Genomic DNA, 19,160 nt, shown 5'->3' with positions numbered 1-19,160 from the left:
CCTCGGGGGAGCGCTCAGCCCTCGTCGTCACTCTTCGGCGGCGGCACCACCAGGACCGGGCGGTGGGCATGGTGCAGCACGCGAGTGGACACGCTGCCCAGGATCACCGACCGGGCCCCCGCCAGACCGCGCGAACCGGTGACGACGAGGGAGGCGTTCAGCTCCTCCGCCACGTCCACGATCGCGGCCCACACCGGCCCGCCGCCGCGCTCGGCGCGCACCGCCACGTCGCTCAGCCCCGCCTTGGCGGCGATGTCGGCGCCCTGCCGGGCGAGCCGCTCGGCCTGCTTCTCCTCCTCGTACTGCTCGCCCTCGTCGATCCTGCCCGCCACGGGCACCGCGGCGGCCAGCGGCGCCCAGGAGATCTGGGTCAGCAGCGGCTCCCACACGGTCATGATCACGGTCGGCTCGGCGCGCAGGTGGCGCGCGACGTACTCCACGGCCGCCTGCGCGTCGTCAGAACCGTCGTATGCGATGAGAACTGTCATACGATCGACTTCTCCACCGCCGAGCGATGCGAACGCGAACGCGGAGGTCAGTGGCGAATCTCTCAGGCGCGGGACCCGCTCAGCCGGGCGCCGGTGCGCGGCCGGCGCCGGGCGGGCCCGCGAAGGCCTGCGCCACGTCCAGCCAGCGGTCGGCGTCGGGGCCGGTCGCCGTGAGGTCCAGGTCGGCGCGGTGGCGGCGCTGGGTCACCGCGTGGCAGAAGTCGAGGGCGGGGCCGGTCACCGACTGGCGGGCGTCCGGCGGGCCCCAGGTCCACTCGTCGCCGTCCGGCCCCCGCAGGACGACGCGGAACTCCTCGGCCGGAGGCTCCAGGCCCCGGTTGCGGAACGCGAAGTCGCGGGTGCGGACGCCGATGTGCGCGACGTGCCGGAGCCGGTGCGTGGGCTCGCGGCGCCCGCCGAGCGCGTCGGCGACGTCCTCGCCGTGCGCCCAGGTCTCCATGAGCCGCGCGGTCGCCATGGACGCGGCGCTCATCGGCGGGCCGAACCAGGGCAGGCGCGTTCCCGGCGGGACGGCGGCCAGGGCGTCCACCATCCGGGCACGGCCCTCCCGCCAGCGGGCGAGCAGGCGGGCGGGCTCCTCGCGGGCGCCCTCCCGCGCGCCGGCCTCGACGTAGCCGCCGGGGTCGGCCATGGCCTCCTCGACGATCCCCGCGAACGCGGCGGCGTCGGTGGCCGCGACGACCGCCTGCGCGTCCGTCCAGGCCAGGTGCGCGATCTGGTGCGCGATCGTCCAGCCCTCGGCGGGGGTCGGGTCCGCCCAGCGGCCGGCGGCCAGTGGCGCGACCAGGGCGTCGACGGAGTCGCCCTCGGCGGCGAGGTCGGCGAGCAGGAGCTTCAGATCCGGCATCCCGCAATGATCCCGTGCCAGGGGGCGCCCGGTACAGGGCCGGACTGAATCCCGTTCAGTCGAGGAGCTCGCGCGCGGCGGCGTAGTCGGCCTTGCCGTTCGGCAGCCGCAGCCCGCGGTCGGTCCGCACGAACGCCTTCGGGATCTTGTAGCGGGCGAGATGGGCGGCGCAGCCCTCGCGCAGCTCCTGGTCGGACGGGGCGCCGGACGGGCCGACCACCGCGACGATCTCCGTTCCCCAGCGCTCGCTCGGGCGGCCGACCACCAGCGCGTCGGCGACGCCGGGCAGGCCGCGCAGGACGGTCTCGACCTCCTCGGCGAACACCTTCTCGCCGCCGGTGTTGATCGTGGTGGCCTCGCGCCCGTGCACCTCGACGGTGCCGTCGGCGAGGAGCCGGGCCCGGTCGCCCGCGACGACGAGGCGCTCGCCGTCCACGGTGAGGAAGGTGGACGCCGTCTTCACCGGGTCGCCGAGGTAGCCGAGCGGGATCGCGTCGCCGCCCTTGGCCAGCCAGCCGAGCTCGTCCTCGCCGGGCGCGAGCCGCCGGGACCGGTCCGCGCTGAGCACTACCGTGCCCGGCGCCGCGCGGAACGTCCGCGCGTCCGGGCCGTGCCGGGTCACCTGGAACCCGCTCTCGGAGGAGCCGAGGACGTCCACGAGCCGGGCGTGCGGGAGGAGTTCGAGGAGCCGCGCCTTCACCCCCGGGCTGACGCCCGCGGCGGAGTTGACCAGCGTCCGCAGGGAGCCGAGGTCGTGCGGGCGCGCCTCCAGGGCCGCCACGATCGGACGGGCGAACGCGTCCCCGACCAGCGGCATCCGGGTGGCGCGCTCGCGCTCGGCGGTGGCCATCAGGTCGGCGGCGTCCAGGCCGTCCACCCGGTCGGGGAACACCACGCAGCCGCCGCCGCACCAGCCGCCGAGCGCCGACCACGTGCCCCCGCCGTGCATGAGCGGCGGCCCGACCAGCACGCGGACGTCGCTGCGGACGGCCCGCTCGACCGCCTCGCCGAGGTCGGTGACGGGCGCTCCGTCGCGGCGCCGCATGCCGAGCGGCCCGGTCATCAGGTCGCCGATCCGCCACAGCACGCCCTTCGGCAGCCCGGTCGTGCCGCCGGTGTAGAGGATGTGGAGATCGTCCGGGCTCGGCCGGACGGGGAGGGGCTCGCAGGACGCCTTGGCGAGCGCGTCCTCGTAGTCGAGGGCGCCGGGGAGGAGGGCGGAGCCCGAGCCGTCCGCCACCTGGAGCAGGAGCGGGGCGGTGCCGAGCCTGCCGACGACCCGGCCGATCACGTCCGCGAACCGCGCGTGGTAGAGGACGGCGGCCGGCCGGGCGTCGGCGAACAGCTGGGCCAGCTCGTCGTCCACGTACCGGTAGTTGACGTTGAACGGCGCGACCCGCGCCTTGTGCGCGCCGACCAGGCCCTCCAGGTACTCGGGCCCGTTGTGCAGGTAGAGGGCGAGATGGTCGTGGGGCGACTCCCACGGCTCGTGCGCCGCGCCGCCGCCATCCCGTGCGCGCACGCCGAGGCCGTGGGCGTGCAGGACGTTCGCCAGCCGCCGCGTCCGGTCGGCGACCTCGCGCCAGGTGGCCCGGCGCTCGCGCCACACCAGGCACTCGCGGTCGGGGATCGCGGCGGCGATGGCCTCGTGCAGGGTCGCCAGGTCGAGCATCGGCACTCCTCCGGGGGACGGGGCGTCGGCAGCACCGTAACCGATGACTTACCGAATCTGGTTCAGTGGGTGCGATCTCACGAAGTGAACTGATGTACGAGGCATAGGGCAGGACCGCCGACAATTACCCCGTGCCCCCTGTCCCGAGGCCGCGGGGGGAGGTGACCCGCGGCACCACCGCCCCCAACCGGCTGCGCCGGATCGACCGCTGGATCGCCGCCACCCAGACCTCCGCGCTGCGCTCGGGCGTGCGGCCGCTGGCCGTCGACCTCGGCTACGGCGCGTCCCCGGTCACCACCTTCGAGCTGTACTCGCGGCTCCGCCCGGTGTCGCCGCGGCTGGAGGTCGTCGGCATCGAGATCGAGCCGGCCCGGGTCGCCGCCGGGGTCGCCTTCGCGGCCGCCACCGGCCCCCACGAAGGCCTGTCCTTCCGGCGCGGCGGCTTCGAGCTGCCGGTGCCGCGCCCGCCGGTGCTGGTGCGGGCGTTCAACGTCCTGCGGCAGTACGACGAGGCCGCGGCGTGGCGCGCATGGGACGACCTGCGGGCACGCCTCGCCCCCTCCGGCGTCCTCGTCGAGGGGACGTGCGACGAGATCGGGCGCCGCGCCGTCTGGGTGACCCTCACCGCGGACGGCCCCCGGACCATCACCTTCGCGGCCCACGTGCGCTCGCTCGAACGGCCGTCCGCACTGGCCGAACGGCTGCCCAAGACGCTGATCCACCGCAACGTCCCCGGCGAGCCCGTCCACGAGTTCCTGACCGCGTTCGACCGCTGCTGGGCGACCGCGGCGCCCCACTCGGCGTTCGGCCCCCGCGCGCGCTGGATCGAGGCGGTGTCGCTGCTGGCGCGGACCCATCCCGTCTTGGCGCGGCCCCCGTACGGCGGCCGGAACCGGTGGCGCCTCGGCGAGGTCACGCTCCCCTGGAGCGCCGTCGCGCCCTCGCGGTGAGGAACCTACTCGCGGTGAAGCCTGTGCGGGGCGGCCTGGACGCGCGGCTGGACGTCGATGCGGTCGATGTTGACGTGCGGCGGGCGGGTGACGGCCCAGGCGACGCAGTCCGCGACGTCGTCGGCGACCAGCGGTTCGGGGACGCCCTCGTACGGCTTGGCGGCCTTCTCCTCGTCCCCGCGGAAGCGGACCAGCGAGAACTCCTCGGTCTTCACCAGGCCCGGCGCGATCTCGGTGACCCGGACGGGCTCGGCGACCAGCTCCAGGCGCATCACCTCGTTCACCGCGTAGGCGGCGTACTTGGCCGCGTTGTACCCCCCGCCGCCCTCGTAGGGGACGTGCCCGGCCAGCGAGGTGATGTTGACGACGTGGCCCGCGCCGCTCTCGACCAGCTTCGGCAGGATCGCCTTGGTGACGCGGACGAGGCCGATGACGTTGCTCTCGTACATCGACCGCCAGTCGTCGAGGTCGGCGGTCGCGACGCTGTCCAGGCCGAGCGCCCCGCCGGCGTTGTTGACCAGGACGTGGCAGTCGCCGACGGCCGCGGCGAGCGCGTCCACCGACTCCTGCGAGGTGACGTCCAGGGTGAACGGCGCCACCCTCCCCGCGCCCGGCACGCTCTCGGCGATCTCCTCGGCGAGGGCGTCGAGCCGGTCGCGGCGCCGTGCGGCGAGCACGACGTTGAACCCCTCGGCCGCCAGACGCCTCGCCGTGGCGGCCCCGATGCCGCTGCTTGCTCCGGTCACTATCGCCGTCTTGCGCATGCGTCCAGTCTTCCGGGTGGGTGAGCGTGGATCGGCAGAGTAAGCCCGGACGGCAGCCTATCCGCGCGTCCGACCCGGGTGAGGTGCGTCACTGTGCCGGACGGTCGCGCTTGTCCCCCTGACCGAGGGAACACGAAACCCGGTCGGTAGGTTGCACTGTCGGAGGTGGTGTCGGGTGTCGCGTCGTATCAGCCGGGTTGCGACAGTCAGTGTGCATACGTCCCCTCTGGACCAACCGGGCACCGGCGACGCGGGCGGGCTGAACGTCTACGTGGTCGAGGTCGCCAAGCGGCTCGCCGCCAGGGGCGTCGAGGTGGACATCTTCACCCGCGCGACCTCGCGGGCCCTTCCGCCCGTCGTGGAGCTCGCGCCGGGCGTCCTCGTCCGCAACGTGGTCGCCGGGCCGTTCGAAGAGCTCGACAAGGCCGAGCTTCCCCGGCACCTGTGCGGGTTCACCTCCGGTGTGCTGCGCGCCGAGGCCGCCCACGAGCCCGGCCACTACGACCTCCTCCACACGCACTACTGGCTCTCCGGCCAGGCGGGCTGGGCGGCCAAGGAACGGTGGGGCGTCCCGCTCGTCCACTCCATGCACACGATGGCCAAGGTCAAGAACGCGGCCCTCGCCGACGACGACAAGCCCGAACCGGCCGAGCGCGTCCTCGGCGAGGAGCAGGTCGCGGCATCGGCCGACCAGCTCGTCGCCAACACCGCCAAGGAGGCCGGGGAGCTCGTCGACCTCTACGGCGCCGACCCCTCCCGCGTCGCGACCGTCAGCCCCGGCGTCGACCTGTCGCTGTTCCGCCCCGAGTCGCCCCTCATCGCCCGCGGCACCGGCCTCCTGCCGCACCGGACCGGCCCCGCCCGCCGCCGCCTCGGCCTGCCCCGCGACGCCTACGTGCTGCTGTTCGTCGGCCGCATCCAGCCGCTGAAGGCGCCCGACGTGATGCTGCGCGCCGTCGCCCGCATGCTGGCCGACGACCCCGCGCTGCGCTCGCGTCTCGTCGTCGCCGTCGTCGGCGGACCGAGCGGCTCCGGGCTGTGCCGCCCCGCGGGCCTGCAACTGCTCGCCGCCGAACTCGGCATCTCCGACGTCATGCGCTTCGAGCCGCCGGCCCCGCAGCGCGAGCTGGCCGACTGGTACCGCGCCGCGGACGTCACCGTCGTCCCGTCCCGCAGCGAGTCGTTCGGACTCGTCGCCGTCGAGTCCCAGGCCTGCGGCACCCCGGTGGTGGCCTCCCGCGTCGGCGGCCTGTGCACGGCGGTCTCCGACGGCGAGTCCGGCGTGCTGGTCTCCGGCCACGACCCCGCCGACTACGCCACCGTCCTGCGGCGTCTGCACGACGAGCCCGGCCTGCACGCCCGCCTCGCCCGCGGCGCCGTCCGGCACGCCCACGACTTCGGCTGGGACGCCACCGTCGACCGCCTTCTGGACGTGTATACCGGTGCCATGCCGGTGCCGACCGCGGTCGCGCGGGCCACCGTCTAGCCGAGCCGACCGGGGGCGCGGGGGAGCCGCCCTCCAGGGGGGAGCACACGTGACCATCGCCGAGACCATCCGCGAGACGCTGAGGTCCAACGAGCTGGAGTTCGAGGAGCCGCGCGAGAACGCGTTCTTCGTCAAGCTCCCCGGCCAGCACAAGCTCGCCACCATGACGTGGCTCATCGCCGGCGACCACTCGCTGCACGTCGAGGCGTTCTTCTGCCGCCGTCCCGACGAGAACCACGCCGAGTTCTACCGGTTCCTCCTGGAGAAGAACGGCCGCATGTACGGGGTCGCCTTCGCGCTGGACGACGTCGGCGACGTCCACCTCGTCGGGAAGGTCCCGCTCGAATCGGTGTCTCCGGAGGAGATCGACCGCCTCCTCGGCTGCGTCCTCACCTACTCCGACGAGAACTTCGACAAGGCGCTGGAGCGCGGGTTCAAGTCGTCCATCCAGCGCGAGTGGGACTGGCGCGTCAAGCGCGGCGAGAGCCTCGCCAACCTCCAGGCCTTCGCCTCCTTCGCGGACCCGGCCAACCGCGAGTGACGCGCGGGGGGCCGATAGGCTCTGGTGCCATGGCGACCCTGGTATTGCTCCGGCATGGCGAAAGCGTCTGGAACGCGGAAGGGCTGTTCACCGGCTGGGTGGACGTCGACCTCTCCGCGAAGGGCGAGAGCGAGGCGACCAAGGGCGGCGATCTGCTGCTCGACGCCGACATCACCCCCGACGTGCTGCACACCTCCCTGCTGAAGCGGGCCATCCGCACCGCCAACATCGCCCTCGACGTGGCCGACCTGCTCTGGATCCCGGTGAGGCGCTCCTGGCGCCTCAACGAGCGCCACTACGGCGCCCTCCAGGGCAAGAACAAGGCGCAGACGCGCGAGGAGTTCGGCGAAGAGCAGTTCATGATCTGGCGCCGCTCCTACGACACCCCGCCGCCGCCCATCAAGGACGACGACCCTCTGTCCCAGGTCAACGACCTGCGCTACGCCGAGCTGCCGTCCGAGCTGATCCCGCGCTCGGAATGCCTCGCCGACGTCGTCGACCGCATGCTGCCGTACTGGTACGACTCGATCATCCCCGACCTGGCCGCAGGCAAGACCGTCATGGTCGCCGCGCACGGCAACTCCCTGCGCGCCCTGGTCAAGCACCTGGACGACATCTCCGACGAGAAGATCGTCGGCCTGAACATCCCCACCGGCATCCCGCTCGTCTACGAGCTGGACGACGACTTCTCCCCGCTCAAGCGCGGCGGCGAGTACCTCGACCCGGCCGCCGCGAAGGCCGCCATCGAGGCCGTCAAGAACCAGGGCGCCGCCAAGGGCGGGAGCGCCCCCAAGCCCGCCGCGAAGAGCCCCGACCCGAAGGACGAGCGCAAGTCCAGGCGCGGCAAGCGCAAGTAGCCCACGAGGGGCCGCCTCCCGGCGGCCCCTCGCATGCCGAACGCGGACCGGCGAGGTCACTCGGAGCCGGCGCTCGCGTGGACGGCCGCGCGGTCGTCGCGGTGGATGTGCACGGCCACGGCGAGGCCGGCGACGGTGAGCGCGGCCGCGACGGGGAAGAGCGAGCGCGGGCCCGGCCCGTGCCCGATCAGCGTCCCGCCGAGCCAGCCGGCGAACGCGGCGGCGACCTGGAACCCCGAGGCGTTCACGGCCACCGCCAGCGTCGGGGCCGCGCCCGCCGTGGTCAGGACGCGGGTCTGCATACCCGGGAGGATCGCGAAGGCCAGCAGGCCGAGCGCGAACGTCATCACGGCGGCCGGCGGCCGCATCCCGGCCACCGCCCAGAACAGCGCCAGGGCGCCGGCCAGCGCGCCGAGGAGCCAGGCCAGTGAGGGCATCAGGGCCCGGTCCGAGAGCCGGCCGCCGAGGAAGTTGCCCGCGACCGCGCCCGCGCCGTACACCAGGAGCAGCACCGGGACGGCGCCCTCGGGGAACCCGCTGACCTCGGTGAGCAGCGGCGCGATGTAGGTGAAGACGGTCACCACGCCCACGTTGCCCAGGGCGGTGAGGGCGATCGCCAGGCGGACGTCCCGTCCCGCGAACACGCGCAGCTCGCCCCAGAGCGGACCGGTCGCGGCGGCGGGCAGGGCCGGCACGAACCGCAGCACCATGAGCAGGCCCACAGCGGTGAGCGCGGCGACCGCGCCGAAGGTCGCCCGCCAGCCGAGGGTCTGGCCGATCATGGTGCCCAGCGGGGCGCCGAGGACGATGCCGAGGTTCAGCCCGAGCGCCACCTTCGCGATGGTGGAGGACTCCCGGCCCGCGGGGGCCGTGGAGGCGGCGGTGGCGATGGCGACCGCGAAGAACGTGGCCACGACCAGTCCCGCGGCGAACCGCGCCGCGAGCAGCACCGGGTAGTTCGGTGCCAGGGCGGAGCCGAGGTTTCCGAGGATCGACACGGCGATGAGGCCGGTGACGAGCGTCTTGCGCGGCACCCGCGCCGTCAGGACGGTGACGACCGGACCGCCGACGATCATGCCGAGCGCGTAGGCGCTCACCAGGCGTCCGGCGGCGGGCACCGAGACGCCGAGGTCCGCCGCCACGTCCGGCAGGATGCCCGCGATGACGAACTCGCCGGTCGTCAGGCCGAAGACGACCAGCATGAGGGAGAGGAGTGAGGGGGGCACGCGCGCTCCATTTACTTCGAACTCGGATGATTCGAATTAGCAATATCATGATTCGAAGCACAGGCGCTACACTCGGGGCATGGGCGAGCAGATGGAACGGGACGTGTGCAAGCTGGTCCACCGGTTCGCGCAGCGGCTCGACGTCCACGCCCGGCGGGTCGCCGACGAGGTGGGCATGACCGCGGCCCAGGTCGTCGCGCTCCGCGAGCTCTCCGAGCCGATCACGGCCCGCGAGCTCGCCCACCGCATGGCGTGCGAGGCGTCGAACGCGACCTTCCTGGTCGACCGCCTCGAAGGGCAGGGGCTCGTCGAGCGCCGCCCCCACCCGACCGACCGCCGCGCCAAGCAGATCGTCCTCACACCGGACGGCGAACGCTGCCGCGCCGACGTCCTCGAACGCCTCGACGCCGACTCGCCGCTGACCACGCTCGCCCCGGCCCAGCAGGAGTCCCTGCGCGACCTCCTCCGGTCCCTCCTGGGGGAATCCGTCTAGCGGAGAACCCGCCTAGCGGGTGATGGTGAGGCGGGCGGCGCGGCCCTTCTCGCCCGCGGCCCAGCAGCCGCCGTCGGGCGCGCAGTCGACGGTGTCGAAGCTCTCGGTGTCGAACCGGGTCCACGTGCGGCCTCCGTCGAGGCTGCCGTCGCTGCCCGTGGGCCCCACCGCCAACGCCGCCGGGCCCGAGTACACCGGCCACACAGCTCCCGACCGGTACTCGGCCGGCGGGCGGCGCGCGGGACGCCACGTGCGGCCCCCGTCACCGGTCGTCGCCGCGGCCGCCGGTGACGGCTGTCCGGGCCGGTAGTCGCCGCCGACCGCGACGCCGTGCCGGGAGTCGCGGAACGCCACGGCGAACACGCCCTGGGACGGACTGGACGGCAGCGGGGTGTCGGCGACCGTCCAGGTGAGGCCGCGGTCCCCGGAATGGAACACGCGCGAGCGGGACGCCCCGCCCGTCGCCAGCCACACGTCCCGCGGCCCGTGGCTCACCAGGCACTGCCCGCTGGCGGCGAATCCGGCCTCGCCCTCCAGCGCCGGGGGCATGCCCTCGGACGGCAGCACCCGCCAGCTGCGGCCCGCGTCGCCGGTCGAGATGATCCGGAACCGGCCGTCCACGGGGTCGCTGACCGCCAGCCCGTGCCGGGAGTCGAAGAACGTGAGGCAGTCGTAGAACGCCCGGGGATCGTCGTTCCTGAAGCCGAGCGTCCAGGTGACGCCGCCGTCCGAGGTCTGGTAGACGCGGGACGCGTCGCCCTCGCCGATGGCCAGCACGACCGCCCGCCGCGCGTCGAACGCCTCGATGTCGCGGAACTCCAGGCCTTCCGCGCCGGCCGGGGCGACATCGCGCCACGTGCGGCCGCCGTCGGTCGTCCGCAGCACGGTCCCGCCGCCGCCCGCCAGCCAGGCGGTCTCGCGACCGACCGCCGCCAGGCCGCGGAACCGCGCCTCGCTGCCGGTCGGAGTCACATGCCAGGCCGGCCGGTGCGCCCCCGGCGTCGCCCGCGCCGACGCGGTGCCGGGCATCCCGAGGGACGCCGCCGCCACCGCCCCGCACACCCCGGCCGACGCCACCGCCCGCACCAGTGCCCGCATCGGTCTCATGACGCGCAAGCTAACGAACGTTGATCAAGCCGTCCAGACCCCGCGCGCCCTTCGTGCCCCGCCGGCGCGCGGACGCGCGGGCGCGACCGGATCAGGCCGAGTCGACGATCTCCTCGGGACGCTGGCCGGTGACCAGGTAGACGACGTTCTCCGCGACGTGCACGGCGTGGTCGGCGAAGCGCTCGAAGTAGCGCCCGGCGAGCGTGATGTCCACGGCCGGCTCGACGCCGTGCCGCCACTTCGGGGACAGCAGGATGTCGAACAGGCGGCGGTGCAGGCGGTCCATCTGGTCGTCGTCGGCGTCCAGTTCCAGGCCCATCTCGACGTCCTGGGACGCGATCACGCTGCCGGTCTTGGCGATCATCCGCTCGGCGATCTGCCCCATCTCCAGCACGGTCGCCTGCAGCTCCGGCGGGACGGCCGACTCGGGGTGGCGGCGCCGGGCCGTCTTGGCGATGTGCACGGCGAGGTCGCCCATGCGCTCCAGGTCGCCGCTCATCCGCAGCGCGGTGATCAGGGTCCGCAGGTCGCCGGCGACCGGCTGCTGGCGGGCCATCAGGTCGAACACCGTCGCCTCGATGTCGGCGTCGATCTTGTTGACGTGCTCGTCCCCGCTGATGACCTCCTCCGACAGCCGCAGGTCGGCGTCCAGGAGGGCGGTCACCGCGCGGGCCATCGCGGACCGGACGAGGCGGGTCATCTCCACCAGGCTGTCGGTGAGGGAGTCGAGTTCCTCGTGGTAGGCGTCGCGCACTTGAGAATCCTTCGATGTGGACGGGGGCGGGCGGGCATGGCGGGCGGGCAGGGCGGACTCGCCCACGCCACACTTTGCCCCACGGGCATGAACGCATCCGAAGGGAAAGGTGAACTTTCGGGTAACGAGAAGGCGCTGACCAGGGCAGGGGGGAAGCGTTACTCCGATCGCCGCTTACGATCCGAGGTGTGGAGGTCGAGATTGTCGCGAGCCTGACAGGGCTCGCCGGGCTCGCGATCGGGCTCGCGACTGGATTGGCGGTGCGGGTGAGCGAGCGAGCCCAGCGGACGGCGGTAGCGACGAACCCGGTGGGCAGCCTGCCGCCGGGCGTCGCCTCGGTCCTGAGCGTCCTGCGGTCCTCGGCCGTCGTGGTGGACGGCGAGGACCGGGTGCTGCGGGCCAGCTCCGCGGCGCGGGCGTACGGACTGGTCAGCGGCGACCACCTCGTCGTGGACGAGGTGATCGCGATGACCCGGCTGGTCCGCCGCGACGGGGAGATCCGCGAGACCGAGATACAGGTCGGCCCGAACGGCGCCCGCCGCCGGGCCGACGGGCGCTGGTTCGCGGTCCGCGTCGCGCCGCTCGGCTCGCACGGGCTCGTCCTCGTGCTCGCCGAGGACCTCACCGACATGCGCCGCACCGAGGCGATCCGCCGCGACTTCGTCGCCAACGTCAGTCACGAGCTGAAGACCCCGGTGGGCGCGCTGTCCCTGCTCGCCGAGACGGTCGAGAGCGCCGCCGACGACCCCGACGCCGTCCGCCGGTTCGCCGGCCGGATGCAGTACGAGTCGGTGCGCCTGAACAACCTCGTCCAGGACCTGATGACGCTGTCGCGCGTCCAGGGGGACGAGCCGCTGCCCGAGCTCACCCCGGTCACCCTCGAGGAGGTGATGGCGGAGGCGCTCGAACGGTGCCAGATCAAGGCGGTCGCCAAGGACATCCAGCTCGCGGCCGGCGGCGAGGACGGGCTGCGGGTCCGCGCCGACCAGGAGCTGCTGGTCACCGCGCTGCGCAACCTCGTCGACAACGCCGTCGCCTACAGCCCCGAGCACACCCGGGTCGTCGTCTCGACCCGCCGGTGCGACGAGACGCACGTCGAGATCAACGTGACCGACCAGGGCATCGGCATCCCGGAGGCCGAGATCGAGCGGATCTTCGAGCGGTTCTACCGGGTCGACCCCGCCCGCTCCCGCCAGACCGGCGGCACCGGCCTCGGCCTCGCCATCGTCAAGCACGTCACCAGCAAGCACGGCGGCGACGTCACGGTGTGGAGCAAGGAGGGGCACGGGTCGACGTTCACGATCCGGCTCCCTCTGATCGACACGCCGCGCCGCCCGGCGGCCGGCGCCACCGCGTTTCCAGCCCCACAGAACACCGCCCGGGAGGCAACACCGTGACCCGCGTGCTCGTCGTGGAGGACGAGGAGTCCTTCAGCGACGCACTCTCGTACAACCTGCGCAAGGAGGGCTTCGAGGTGGCCGTCGCCGCCACCGGCCCCGACGCGCTGGACATCTTCGAGCGCAACGGTGCCGACCTCGTGCTGCTCGACCTGATGCTGCCCGGGCTGCCCGGCACCGAGGTGTGCCGCGAGCTGCGGGCGCGCTCCAGCGTCCCAGTGATCATGCTGACCGCCAAGGACAGCGAGGTCGACAAGGTCGTCGGCCTGGAGCTCGGCGCCGACGACTACGTCACCAAGCCGTTCTCCACCCGGGAGCTGATCGCCCGCATGCGGGCCGTCCTGCGCCGCCAGGGCGAGGTCGAGGAGCCGGCGCCCGCGACGCTGGAGGCCGGGCCGGTCCGGATGGACGTGGAACGCCACGTCGTCAGCGTGGGCGGCGAGCCCGTCCAGCTCCCGCTCAAGGAGTTCGAGCTGCTGGAGGTGCTGCTGCGCAACGCCGGCCGCGTCCTCACCCGGATGCAGCTCATCGACCGTGTGTGGGGCGCCGACTACGTGGGCGACACCAAGACCCTTGACGTCCACATCAAGCGCCTCCGCGCCAAGGTCGAGGAAGTCCCCTCCACACCGCGCTACATCGTCACCGTCCGAGGCCTCGGCTACAAGTTCGAGCCCTAGCGGACATGAAGAACGGCCCGTCCCATCCGGGGCGGGCCGTTCTTCATGTGTACGGAGGCTGGTTCGGCGGGTCAGCCGGCGGTCGGCGTCTCTTCGGTGGCCGGCGTCTGGACGGCGCCCGGGGACGGGGACGACTCCGGCCCGCCCTGCTCAGCGCCCGGGGACGGGGACGTGCTCGCCTCTCCGCCCGGGGTCTGGCCGGGCGTCTGGCCGCCCGGCGTCTGGCCGCCGGGGGACTGCGGTGTGGCGGGGGTCATGGGCAGCGGGTAGGTGCTGAACTGGTCCTGCCGCGCCACGACGGGCACCTGGAACTCGACGGACCCGGCGCGCTCGAACCGCATCGTCAGCGGAACCGTGGACCCGGCGAGCAGCTCCTTGTTGAGCTGGGGCAGCACCACCAGCGGCATCTCCCCGCCGGTGGCCGGCGAGGCCGACGGACCGCCGCCCTGCGGGCCCGCGGTGTTCTGCGAGGTCGGGGTCTCGGACACGTTCGGCGTCGCGCCCTGGCCGGTCGGCGCCGGGGTGGCGCCGCCGGACGGCGCGGCGGGGCCGGAGGGCGTGCCGCCGGTAGGAGTGGCGCCCGGCTGCTGCGTCTTCTTCTTGCCGCCCTGCTGCTGCGGCGTGGGGGCCGCCGAAGGCTTGCCGAGCAGCTTGGTGAAGCTGCCCGTCCCGTCCGGGGCGGCGGGGGGCAGCGTGAGCGCGCCGCCCTCGATCTTCGCCTCGCCGCCGAACGCCGGGGAGCTGACGGAGACCAGGCGGTCCTGGCGGCCCTGCACCTGGTTGATGATCGCGCCGTAGAGGGCCATGGACGTGCCCGCGGGGATCGGCGGCCCCGCCTCCGGGCCCAGCAGGAACATGTCGCGCAGGTCGATCTGCGGGGCCTGCGGCCTGTCCTTCGGCACCGACACGTTGACGCCCTCGGTGAGCTGCGTGGGGGCGGCGGTCTGGGGCTTCTCGCCCGCGCCGCAGCCGGAGACCACCGGCGCGATGGCGACGGCGCCCGCGACGGCGAGCACGACCATTCGACGGCTGTTTCGGATCACGGCGGCGGTCTCCTCGCGAAATATCAGATGAAGAGGTGGCTTCAGAGAATTGTGGGACGGGCGTGAGATACGCCAGGGGAAGCGTAGCGAGGTCCTGCCGGAAACCCCTCCCCGGGGTGGCCGACACGCTTGGCGGGAGACCTAACCGGAACCGAGACCCTTGATCTTCCCGGTGAGTGCGGGGCCGGGCACGGGCGCCCGGACGACCTCGGTGACCACGCCGTCCGGCCGCACGAAGACGGCGGTGACGCCGGTGCCCGTCGGGCCGGGCGTGCCGGGTGCGGGCGAGTAGGCGCCGGCCAGGACCCCGGCGCGGTCCTCCAGGACTTGCGGCGTCCCGTTGTGGGCGGTGCCCGCGCACGCCTTGAGGTCTTTCAGGGAAAGGGGCTTCCTGGCGCCCGCGGGGCGCGGGTCGGCGACGAGCCAGAAGGTGAGGGTGTACTCCTGCGTCCGGCCGGCCAGCTCCGCCACCAGGCCCTCGCACCGGTACCCGGGCGGGACGATGGCGATCACGCCGGGGCGCAGGTCCCGCAGCGGCCGGGAGGCGCGGCCGGCCGTCACGAGGTCGACCCGGCGGTCGGGCAGCAGCCCGCCGACCCTGCCGGGGCTCGCGGTGGGGCGCGGGGCCAGCTGGGCGGTCGTCGGCCGCGGCGCGGGACGGGGGCCGAACGCGGTCATCAGCACGCCGCTCAGCAGCGCGACCAGCAGCGCGCCCGCGATGATCGGGACGGCGACCCCGAACCGGGTCAGCGGGCGGTACAGCCGCCGCACCCGGGCCCTGCGCCGCCTCCGGCGCCGCTCCCGGTGGTAGGCGGCGACGTCCCGCTCCAGCTCGCGGGCGTCGTCGGGCACGACGACGTCAACGCGCGGAAGCCCGTAGTCGTCGGGCTCCGGGTCGCCGCCGTCCGGCCTCACGCGGCACCTCCCTCGCCGATCGGTGTTCCCGCGGGACGCGCGTCCCGACGCCGTGTCCTATTGAGACCCTTCCGGGCGCTTCGTACCCGCGCGGCCCAGGGTGCTCACATCCCAGTATGGAACCCGTCAGCACCGTCGGCGGAATGATGCTTGTATCCGGGGGCCGGTTGCCGGTAAGGGCGCGGGGGTGGGATCGCGGTGTTATTCCGGCTACGCTGAGCGAGGGGAACTGGTCGCCGATGCACCAATAAAGGGGTTTGTCAATACCTCAATATGTGGCTTGACCTGCGCATTTGTCGGGAAGGCGGGTTCGGGCACGCTCGTTTCCGTGCTACCCTGGTTCTAGCGGAAGGGGTACTTGTCACATGACTTTCCAGGTCGGCGACACCGTCGTCTACCCCCACCATGGGGCTGCTCGGATCGAGGCCATCGAGACTCGCACCATCAAGGGTGAGGACAGGACCTACCTGGTCCTGAAGGTTGACAAGGGTGACCTGACGGTACGGGTCCCGGTCGAGAACGTCGAGGACGTGGGCGTCCGGGACGTCGTCGGCCAAGACGGGCTGGAGAAGGTGTTCGAGGTGCTTCGCGCACCCTACACCGAGGAGCCCACCAACTGGTCGCGCCGGTACAAGGCGAATCTTGAGAAGCTCGCCTCCGGCGATGTCAACAAGGTCGCGGAGGTCGTCCGCGACCTCTGGCGGCGCGACAAGGAGCGCGGTCTGTCCGCGGGTGAGAAGCGGATGCTCGCCAAGGCGCGCCAGATCCTCGTGAGCGAGCTCGCGCTCGCCGAGAAGACCAACGAGGACAAGGCAGAGGCTCTGCTCGACGAGGTCCTGGCCAGCTGAGAGGCCGGCCGCGTTGAACTTCAGGCTCCCTCGGGTGGGCGTCGGTACCGACGTCCACCCGTTCGCGTCCGAGCCCCGGCCCCTGTGGGTCGCCGGGCTCGAATGGCCGGGCGAGGGCCACGGCCTCGCCGGGCACTCCGACGGCGACGTCGCGGCGCACGCCGCCTGCGACGCGCTGCTCTCGGCCTGCGGTCTCGGTGACCTCGGCGCCGTCTTCGGCACCTCCGACCCGCGCTGGTCGGGCGCGTCCGGCGTCGACCTGCTGCGCGAGGTCGCCCGCCGCGTCGACGAGGCCGGTCACACGATCGGCAACGTCGCCATCCAGGTCATCGGCAACCGCCCCAAGATCGGCAGACGGCGCGCCGAGGCGGAGAAGACCCTCAGCGAGGCGCTGTCCGGTGCGCCGGTCACCGTCTCCGCCACCACCACCGACGGCCTGGGCCTGACGGGGCGGGGCGAGGGCCTCGCGGCCATCGCCAACGCTCTCGTCCTCCCGCCCGCCTGACGGGCGCCGCTACGAGAGAGCCGGGTGGACGGTGCCCGTCACCTCTCCGAGGGCGATGCGGGAACCGGAGGCGCCCGGCGCCTGGGCGCGGATGGTCACGGTATCGCCGTCCTCCAGGAACGTGCGCTCCGTGCCGTCGTCCAGCGGCAGGGGCTGCTGGCCGTTCCAGCTGAGCTCCAGAAGGCAGCCGCGCTCCCCGCGCTCGGGACCCGAGACCGTGCCGGACGCGAACAGGTCGCCGGTGCGGAGCGGGGCGCCGTTCACCGTCGCGTGCGCGAGCTGCTGCGGCGGCGTCCAGTACATCGACGCGAACTTCGGCCGCGCCGCCACCCGCCCGTTGATCAGGACCTCCAGGTGCAGGTCGAGGCCCCACGGCTCGTCGCAGCGCAGGTAGGGCAGCGGCGCCGGGTCCTGGACGGGCGGCGGGACGCGCGCCTGCTCCAGCGCCGCGACCGGCACCACCCACGACGAGACCGACGTCGCGAACGACTTGCCGAGGAACGGGCCGAGCGGCTGCGACTCCCACATCTGCAGGTCGCGCGCGCTCCAGTCGTTCACCAGCACGAACCCGAACACGTGGTCACGGAACGCGGAGGCCGGGACCCCGCGCCCCGCGGGGGAGGGGACGCCCACGACGAAGCCGACCTCCGCCTCGAAGTCCAGGCGCCGCGACGGGCCGTAGGACGGCTCGGGGTCGTCCTTCGCCCGCCGCTGCCCGGACGGCCGGATGATCGGCGTCCCCGCCGGATACACGGTCCCGGAGCGGCCGTGGTAGGCGACCGGCATGTGCTTCCAGTTCGGCGGCAGGGGCTCGCCCTGCGGCCGCAGGATCCGTCCCGCGTTCGTCGCGTGGTGCTCCGAGGAGTAGAAGTCGACGTAGTCGGCGACCTCGAACGGCCTCTGCAGCTCCACGTCCGCGACCGGGATCAGGTGCGGCTCGACGCGCTCGCGGTACGCCTCGTCGGTGAGCAGCTCCGTCACCCGCTCCCGGTTCGCCCGCCAGGCGGCGCGTCCCGCGACCATGAAGGCGTTCAGCGACCCGGAGGCGAAGTAGCGCCGGTCCTCCACCAGGCCCGCGGCCGACATCTCCGCCAGGTCGAGGACGCGGTCGCCGATCGCCACGCCGACGCGCGGCAGTTCTCCCGGGCGCGAGAAGATCCCGTACGGCAGGTTCTCGATGCCGAAGCCGCCGTCCTGGCTGCCCTCGACCCATGAAACGGTCGTCATGGAGGCATACCTTCCCTCCGCCGCCTCCCTTTCACCCGGTGCGGGTAGATCAGCCCGGGTGGGAGGAAAGGAGCCTTTTCAGATCAGGGCAAAGGCCGAGGTTGCCGTGCCGGGGCCCGTTCCCTATTCGGCGGGAGGGACGGGGCCGCTGCGGAAGTTGCTGGACGGCGGCGGGTTCCAGTCGCCCTTCGCCGGACGGTCGTCCGTCCCGGGGTCGCCCGTGTCGGGGTCTCCGGCGTCGGGGTCCTCGGCGCGGTCGGCGGGCGGGCCGTCGTCCTCGTCCTCGCCGGTGTCGTAGGGCGGGGGCACCACGATGTCGGGGCGGGTCGTCGCGGCGGGCGGGGGCTCCTCGGCGGCGCCGTCCCGGCCCCGGACGAGCTCGACGTCCGTCGGCAGCCGGTCCGGCACCGCGTCGAGCGGCCGGCGCGGCTGCGGGAGCGGGTCGAGCGGCGGCGCCGGCTCCGACGACAGGCTCTCCTCGAAGGCGAAGGGGGCGAGCTCCTCCGCCGCGGGCGCGGGCTCCTCGGCGAGGGGCCGGGGGTTCTCCGGGAGGGGCTCGGGGCTGTCGGCGGCGGGCCATTCGGGCTCGTCCTCGAACGGCAGGATCGGCTCGCGCTCCGGCTCGGGCTCATGCTCCGGTTCGGGCATGCGCTCCGGCCCGGCCTCCTGCGCGGGAGGCGCCTCCAGCGCGAGCGGCGGCGCCGCGGGCCCGAGGACCTTGACGTGGCCGCGCTGCGCCTCGACCGGCGCCTCCTCCCCGGCGGCGGGCCTGGCCACCCGGATCTGCTTGACCATCGTCAGCCACAGCCAGACGGCGATCACGAGCATCGCGTGCGGCGCCACGGCCACGCCCGTCCGCACCGCGTCGTCCGGCAGCGGGCCGAACCCCCGGACCGAGTGCTGGACGGACGCCGCGGCGCCCCCGGCGAGGAGCAGGACCAGCAGTGTCCAGCGCGGCAGCCGCGTCCACCAGCGGGCGTTGCGCGTGATCACGAGGGACAGGATCGTCACGGCGGTGAGGGTGTCGGCCATCGCCGGGTACAGCGGCGCCCAGCGGCGGCTCACCCCGCCGGCGACGGCGAGCTCGCGCAGCACGTCGTAGGTCAGCGCGAAGGCGCCGCCCGCCAGCGCGGCGACGACGAGGCCGGCGACGGTGGTCAGCAGCCGCCGCTGCACGGCGGTGTAGGAGGGCCGGGTCGGATCAGTCGGCATGTCTCTCGTTCCGGAAGGGAGGGGTCCTCCGCCGAGATTAACCAGCCAGGACGCCGCCGAACCGCAACTTCTTAGTGATCACTGTGACGCTGCGCACGATAAGTGGGGAGACGTACGGTATTGGTGACGA

20 protein-coding genes are annotated in these 19,160 nt (G+C 73.6%); 9 read left to right on the top strand and 11 right to left on the bottom strand.

Annotated elements, in window-relative coordinates; genetic code table 11:
• Positions 1-14 precede the first annotated feature (14 nt).
• The 3 genes from AB0K37_RS05965 to AB0K37_RS05955 all read right to left on the bottom strand — a co-directional run bounded on the left by AB0K37_RS05965 (position 15) and on the right by AB0K37_RS05955 (position 3,028).
• The gene (locus AB0K37_RS05965; RefSeq protein ID WP_363975479.1) at positions 15-488 is read right to left on the bottom strand and encodes a universal stress protein; all 474 of its coding nucleotides are present in this window, start codon (positions 486-488) and stop codon (positions 15-17) included.
• A 79-nt stretch (positions 489-567) separates the two neighbouring features.
• On the bottom strand, positions 568-1,356 hold the full coding sequence (locus AB0K37_RS05960) for a TIGR03084 family metal-binding protein (protein ID WP_363975477.1): 789 nt from the start codon (positions 1,354-1,356) through the stop codon (positions 568-570).
• 55 nt (positions 1,357-1,411) lie between these two features.
• Positions 1,412-3,028 (bottom strand): AMP-binding protein, encoded by a 1,617-nt coding sequence (locus AB0K37_RS05955; protein WP_363975474.1) that lies wholly within the window; start codon positions 3,026-3,028, stop codon positions 1,412-1,414.
• 131 nt (positions 3,029-3,159) lie between these two features.
• Here AB0K37_RS05955 and AB0K37_RS05950 point away from each other — a divergent pair, with 131 nt between their 5' ends.
• Positions 3,160-3,978: a class I SAM-dependent methyltransferase gene (locus AB0K37_RS05950; RefSeq protein ID WP_363975471.1), complete on the top strand. Its 819-nt coding sequence runs from the start codon at positions 3,160-3,162 to the stop codon at positions 3,976-3,978.
• 5 nt (positions 3,979-3,983) lie between these two features.
• On the opposite strand, the gene AB0K37_RS05945 is transcribed toward AB0K37_RS05950, so the two are convergent.
• Positions 3,984-4,742 (bottom strand): SDR family NAD(P)-dependent oxidoreductase, encoded by a 759-nt coding sequence (locus AB0K37_RS05945; RefSeq protein WP_363975468.1) that lies wholly within the window; start codon positions 4,740-4,742, stop codon positions 3,984-3,986.
• 175 nt (positions 4,743-4,917) lie between these two features.
• On the opposite strand from AB0K37_RS05945, the gene mshA reads away from it, so the two are divergent.
• From mshA to AB0K37_RS05930, 3 genes are read left to right on the top strand one after another with little or no spacing between them, the layout of a single operon-like run.
• A complete protein-coding gene (mshA, locus tag AB0K37_RS05940) occupies positions 4,918-6,228 on the top strand; it encodes a D-inositol-3-phosphate glycosyltransferase (RefSeq protein ID WP_363975465.1) in 1,311 nt (436 codons plus the stop codon).
• Between the two features lie 49 nt (positions 6,229-6,277).
• Complete coding sequence (locus AB0K37_RS05935) at positions 6,278-6,769, top strand: YbjN domain-containing protein (RefSeq protein WP_363975462.1); 492 nt, start codon at positions 6,278-6,280, stop codon at positions 6,767-6,769.
• Positions 6,770-6,798: 29 nt separating this feature from the next.
• Complete coding sequence (locus AB0K37_RS05930; RefSeq protein WP_363975460.1) at positions 6,799-7,626, top strand: phosphoglyceromutase; 828 nt, start codon at positions 6,799-6,801, stop codon at positions 7,624-7,626.
• Between the two features lie 56 nt (positions 7,627-7,682).
• Here AB0K37_RS05930 and AB0K37_RS05925 read toward each other — a convergent pair whose 3' ends face one another.
• Positions 7,683-8,852 (bottom strand): MFS transporter, encoded by a 1,170-nt coding sequence (locus AB0K37_RS05925; protein WP_363975457.1) that lies wholly within the window; start codon positions 8,850-8,852, stop codon positions 7,683-7,685.
• Positions 8,853-8,931: 79 nt separating this feature from the next.
• Between AB0K37_RS05925 and AB0K37_RS05920 the strand changes: the two genes are divergently transcribed.
• Positions 8,932-9,345 carry a MarR family transcriptional regulator gene (locus AB0K37_RS05920; protein ID WP_363975454.1) on the top strand — a complete coding sequence of 138 codons (414 nt, stop codon included), beginning with the start codon at positions 8,932-8,934 and terminating at the stop codon, positions 9,343-9,345.
• Positions 9,346-9,357: 12 nt separating this feature from the next.
• On the opposite strand, the gene AB0K37_RS05915 is transcribed toward AB0K37_RS05920, so the two are convergent.
• Both AB0K37_RS05915 and phoU read right to left on the bottom strand, forming a co-directional pair.
• Positions 9,358-10,452: an oxidoreductase gene (locus tag AB0K37_RS05915; RefSeq protein WP_363975451.1), complete on the bottom strand. Its 1,095-nt coding sequence runs from the start codon at positions 10,450-10,452 to the stop codon at positions 9,358-9,360.
• A 91-nt stretch (positions 10,453-10,543) separates the two neighbouring features.
• A complete protein-coding gene (gene phoU, locus AB0K37_RS05910) occupies positions 10,544-11,206 on the bottom strand; it encodes a phosphate signaling complex protein PhoU (protein WP_345173003.1) in 663 nt (220 codons plus the stop codon).
• A 188-nt stretch (positions 11,207-11,394) separates the two neighbouring features.
• Here phoU and AB0K37_RS05905 point away from each other — a divergent pair, with 188 nt between their 5' ends.
• On the top strand, positions 11,395-12,603 hold the full coding sequence (locus tag AB0K37_RS05905; RefSeq protein WP_363975448.1) for an ATP-binding protein: 1,209 nt from the start codon (positions 11,395-11,397) through the stop codon (positions 12,601-12,603).
• The gene (locus AB0K37_RS05900; RefSeq protein ID WP_185031642.1) at positions 12,600-13,280 is read left to right on the top strand and encodes a response regulator transcription factor; all 681 of its coding nucleotides are present in this window, start codon (positions 12,600-12,602) and stop codon (positions 13,278-13,280) included. The genes AB0K37_RS05905 and AB0K37_RS05900 overlap by 4 nt, the downstream gene beginning before the upstream one ends.
• 71 nt (positions 13,281-13,351) lie before the next feature.
• Here AB0K37_RS05900 and AB0K37_RS05895 read toward each other — a convergent pair whose 3' ends face one another.
• Both AB0K37_RS05895 and AB0K37_RS05890 read right to left on the bottom strand, forming a co-directional pair.
• Entirely contained in the window at positions 13,352-14,323 is a 972-nt protein-coding gene (locus tag AB0K37_RS05895; RefSeq protein WP_363975445.1) for a hypothetical protein, read from the bottom strand.
• Between the two features lie 141 nt (positions 14,324-14,464).
• Entirely contained in the window at positions 14,465-15,238 is a 774-nt protein-coding gene (locus tag AB0K37_RS05890; protein WP_363975442.1) for a hypothetical protein, read from the bottom strand.
• A 365-nt stretch (positions 15,239-15,603) separates the two neighbouring features.
• Here AB0K37_RS05890 and AB0K37_RS05885 point away from each other — a divergent pair, with 365 nt between their 5' ends.
• Both AB0K37_RS05885 and ispF read left to right on the top strand, forming a co-directional pair.
• On the top strand, positions 15,604-16,086 hold the full coding sequence (locus AB0K37_RS05885) for a CarD family transcriptional regulator (RefSeq protein WP_021599843.1): 483 nt from the start codon (positions 15,604-15,606) through the stop codon (positions 16,084-16,086).
• Between the two features lie 34 nt (positions 16,087-16,120).
• Positions 16,121-16,591 carry a 2-C-methyl-D-erythritol 2,4-cyclodiphosphate synthase gene (gene ispF / locus AB0K37_RS05880; RefSeq protein WP_363975439.1) on the top strand — a complete coding sequence of 157 codons (471 nt, stop codon included), beginning with the start codon at positions 16,121-16,123 and terminating at the stop codon, positions 16,589-16,591.
• A gap of 9 nt (positions 16,592-16,600) precedes the next feature.
• Here ispF and fahA read toward each other — a convergent pair whose 3' ends face one another.
• Positions 16,601-17,818, bottom strand: a complete 1,218-nt coding sequence (fahA, locus tag AB0K37_RS05875) for a fumarylacetoacetase (RefSeq protein ID WP_363975436.1) — start codon at positions 17,816-17,818, stop codon at positions 16,601-16,603.
• A gap of 123 nt (positions 17,819-17,941) precedes the next feature.
• On the bottom strand, positions 17,942-19,030 hold the full coding sequence (locus AB0K37_RS05870; protein ID WP_363975433.1) for a DUF2637 domain-containing protein: 1,089 nt from the start codon (positions 19,028-19,030) through the stop codon (positions 17,942-17,944).
• Between the last annotated feature and the right edge of the window lie 130 nt (positions 19,031-19,160).

Source organism: Actinomadura sp. NPDC049753 (assembly GCF_040674655.1).
Classification (GTDB): Bacteria; Actinomycetota; Actinomycetes; order Streptosporangiales; family Streptosporangiaceae; genus Spirillospora; species Spirillospora verrucosospora.
The sequence above is the reverse complement of the archived record's forward strand: the minus strand, read 5'-3'. Positions and strand labels throughout refer to the sequence as shown.